Genomic DNA, 3,484 nt, shown 5'->3' with positions numbered 1-3,484 from the left:
TGGCGTGGGTGGGCGGGTCGCTGGGCACGTGCGCGGGGCGGCGCGCCTCGAACTCGCGGCGCAGCTGGGGCACGACCTGCTCGCCGAGCATGTCGATCTGCTCCAGCACCGTCTTCAGCGGCAGGCCGGCGTGGTCGACGAGGAAGAGCTGGCGCTGGTAGTCGCCGAAGAACTCCTGGAAGGTCAGGGTCTTCTCCACCACCTGCTCGGGCGTGCCCACGGTCAGCGGGGTCTGGGCGGTGAACTCCTCCAGCGAGGGCCCGTGGCCGTAGACGGGGGCGTTGTCGAAGTAGGGGCGGAACTCGCGCACCGCGTCCTGGCTGTTCCTCGCCATGTACACCTGCCCGCCGAGGCCGACGATCGCCTGCTCGGGGGCGCCGTGCCCGTAGTGGGCGTAGCGCTCGCGGTACAGGTCGATCAGCCGGACGTAGTGCTCCTTGGGCCAGAAGATGTTGTTGGCGAAGTACCCGTCGCCGAAGTACGCGGCGATCTCGGCGACCTCCGGGGTGCGGATGGAGCCGTGCCAGACGAAGGGCGCCACGCCGTCCAGCGGGCGCGGGGTGGAGGTGAAGGCGTGCAGGGGGGTGCGGAAGCTGCCCTCCCAGGTGACGACGTCCTCGTCCCACAGCCGGCGCAGCAGCTGGTAGTTCTCCACGGTCAGCTCGACGCTCTTGGAGAGGTCCTTGCCGAACCAGGGGTACACGGGGGCGGTGTTGCCGCGGCCGAGCATGAGGTCGGTGCGCCCGCCGGACAGGTGCTGCAGCATCGCGAAGTCCTCGGCGATCTTCACCGGGTCGTTGGTGGTGATCAGCGTCGTGGACGTCGAGAGGGTGATGCGGCTGGTGCGCCCGGCCAGGTAGCCCAGCATCGTCGTGGGCGAGGACGGCACGAAGGGCCGGTTGTGGTGCTCACCGGTGGCGAAGACGTCCAGGCCGGCCTGCTCGGCGTGCTCGGCGATGGTCATCATCGCCTGGATGCGCTCGGCCTCGGTCGGGGTCCGGCCCGTGGTGGGGTCGGGGGTGACGTCGCCGACGGTGAAGATCCCGAACTGCATGGTGACCGCTCCTCGTGTAGTCCATGCATCTGCATGTACCTGCCCCAACGGGGGCCCCGCCCGATCTGTTCCCCGGCCCCCGCCCGCCCGGGTGGACCGGGCGGGCGGGGTGGTGGGCGTGCCGGCGCGCCGCCCTCAGGGGCGGGTGCCGGCGCGCTCGGCCTGCGCCAGGCGCGAGCGGCGGTGGCCGTAGAGGAAGTACACGACCACCCCGACCGCCATCCAGATGCCCAGCCGCACCCAGCTCAGCCCGGGCAGGAAGCCCATGAGGACCAGGGAGGCCACCGCGGACAGCAGCGGCAGCACCGGCGAGAAGGGCACCCGGAAGGAGCGGTGCAGGTCCGGGCGCTTGCGGCGCAGCACCACCACGCCCACCGAGACCAGCACGAACGCGAACAGGGTGCCGATGTTGACCATCTCGGCCAGGTCGCTGATCGGCGTGAAGGCGGCCACCACGGCCACCGCGGCGCCGGTGATCACCGTGATCCGCACGGGCACCCCGCGCTCCTCGGACACCTTGGCGAACCAGTGCGGGATCAGGCGGTCGCGGCTCATGGCGAAGAGCACCCGGTTCTGCCCGAGCATCAGGATCATCATGACCGTCAGCAGGCCGGCGACCGTGCCGACGCTGATCAGCGTGGCCACCACGCCCGCGCCGACCTCGCGGAAGGCCGCCGCCAGCGGTGCCTCCACGCTGATGCGGTCGTACTTCACCATGCCCGTGATCACCAGCGAGACCGCCACGTACAGGACCGTGCAGATCGCCAGGGAGCCGAAGATGCCCCGCGGGACGTCGCGCTGGGGGTTCTTCGTCTCCTCCGCCGCGGTGGCGACGATGTCGAAGCCGATGAAGGCGAAGAAGACCAGCGCCGCGGCCGTCAGCACGCCCCCGACGCCGAAGGTGCCCAGCGGCACGCCCAGGTCCTGCCACAGCGAGGGGTCCGCCGGGGTCGCCGAGGCCCCGCGCGAGCCGGTGGGCGGGATGAACGGCGAGTAGTTCGAGGCCTCGACGAAGAAGAGCCCGGCGACGATCACGACCGCGACCACGGCGAGCTTGACGCACACGATGACCGCGTTGACGCGCGCGGAGGTCTTGGTGCCCACGCACAGCACCGCCGTCAGCACGAGGATCACCGCGGCCGCGATGAGGTTCGGCTCGGTCAGGCTCGGCGAGGAGGAGTACAGCCACGCCGGCAGGTCCAGCCCCAGCGTCTGGGAGAGCAGGTCCGCGGCGTAGCTGGACCAGCCCACCGCCACCGTCGCCGCGCCCAGCGCCAGCTCCAGCAGCAGGTCCCAGCCGATGATCCAGGCGATGATCTCGCCCAGGCTGGCGTAGGAGAACGTGTACGCCGACCCCGCCACCGGCACCGTCGAGGCGAACTCGGCGTAGCAGAGCGCGGCCAGCGCGCACACGAGCCCGGAGACCACGAAGGAGACCGCCACCCCGGGCCCGGCGCGGGTGCCGGCGGCCTCCCCGGTGAGCACGAAGATGCCGGTGCCGATGATCACCCCGACGCCGAAGACCGTCAGGTCCCAGGCGCTGAGGGACTTGCGCAACCGGGAGCCCGGTTCGTCGGTGTCCCGGATCGCGTCCTCGACGCTCTTGGTGCGCAGCACGCCCACGCGCGCCTCCTCTCGCACAGCCCAGCGCCCCGCCGTGCGCAGGGCCGGTCGAGGCTAGGGGATCAGCCCGTCCGCGCCACCCGGATGATCTTCCGGCGCAGCCACACGCGCCGCGCCCCGCCCAGGTACAGGCGCACGCGCGCCAGCTCCCAGTGCCCGTACTCCGCCTGCTCGGTCAGCAGCTGGCGGGCCTGGGCGCGGGTGGTCTCCCTGGGCAGGGTGAGGACGCGGTACTCGTACTGCTCGCCGGACGGGCGGGGCGCGGCGGTCCTGGTGTCAGCGGCCATCGAGGGCATTGTCCACCTCCGCGCGGCGCCGCGCGCGACGGCACGCGCCGACGCGGGCGGCGGGGCGCGTCAGCGGCAGGCGCTCTCCGCTACGGTCGGCACATGACGCCCGACCCGCGCGCCGCACTGGCACGTCTCGTCGCTGCCCTCGAGGACCACCTCGCCGCCGCGGCCGACCGGCGCGGCGAGGCCGACCCCGCCGTGGCCGCCGCCTACCAGCGCGTCGCCGACGCCTTCGAGGTGTACGAGGAGGCGATCTACGACGCGTACGACGAGGTGACGCCCTTCGTCCTCTACGACGACGTGGAGGACGAGCGGGACGACGAGGACGACGACGAGGACGACGAGGACGACGAGGACGGGGAGGACGGGGACGACGACCCCGACGACGAGGACGGGGACGACGACGAGGACGACGAGGACGGGGACGACGACCCCGACGACGACCCCGACGACGCGGACGAGGACCGCCCCGGCGGCGCCCGCCCGCCGCTGACCCGCAGCTGACCCGCAGCTGACC

Annotated in this window: 4 protein-coding genes; 1 reads left to right on the top strand and 3 read right to left on the bottom strand. The window is 72.4% G+C overall.

Annotated features, from left to right (window positions below; all coding sequences use genetic code 11):
• The 3 genes from GTR00_RS17035 to GTR00_RS17025 form a co-directional block, all read right to left on the bottom strand.
• Nucleotides 1-1,054: LLM class flavin-dependent oxidoreductase (locus GTR00_RS17035; RefSeq protein ID WP_166612776.1), on the bottom strand; the 1,054-nt coding region annotated here is incomplete at its 3' end.
• Between the two features lie 135 nt (nt 1,055-1,189).
• Complete coding sequence (locus GTR00_RS17030; RefSeq protein WP_166612775.1) at nt 1,190-2,677, bottom strand: amino acid permease; 1,488 nt, start codon at nt 2,675-2,677, stop codon at nt 1,190-1,192.
• 62 nt (nt 2,678-2,739) lie between these two features.
• Entirely contained in the window at nt 2,740-2,964 is a 225-nt protein-coding gene (locus GTR00_RS17025) for a DUF5703 family protein (RefSeq protein ID WP_166612774.1), read from the bottom strand.
• 102 nt (nt 2,965-3,066) lie between these two features.
• On the opposite strand from GTR00_RS17025, the gene GTR00_RS23085 reads away from it, so the two are divergent.
• Nucleotides 3,067-3,471: a primosomal protein gene (locus tag GTR00_RS23085; RefSeq protein ID WP_205706033.1), complete on the top strand. Its 405-nt coding sequence runs from the start codon at nt 3,067-3,069 to the stop codon at nt 3,469-3,471.
• The last annotated feature ends 13 nt before the right edge of the window (nt 3,472-3,484 follow it).

The sequence above is a fragment of the Kineococcus indalonis genome (genome assembly GCF_009906395.1).
Classification (GTDB): Bacteria; Actinomycetota; Actinomycetes; order Actinomycetales; family Kineococcaceae; genus Kineococcus; species Kineococcus indalonis.
The sequence above is the reverse complement of the archived record's forward strand: the minus strand, read 5'-3'. Positions and strand labels throughout refer to the sequence as shown.

Excerpts from the sequence above, each read along its gene's own strand:
- GTR00_RS17025 (WP_166612774.1), bottom strand. The coding sequence starts at position 2,964 with ATGGCCGCTGACACCAGGACCGCCGCGCCCCGCCCGTCCGGCGAGCAG.
- GTR00_RS23085 (WP_205706033.1), top strand. The coding sequence starts at position 3,067 with ATGACGCCCGACCCGCGCGCCGCACTGGCACGTCTCGTCGCTGCCCTC.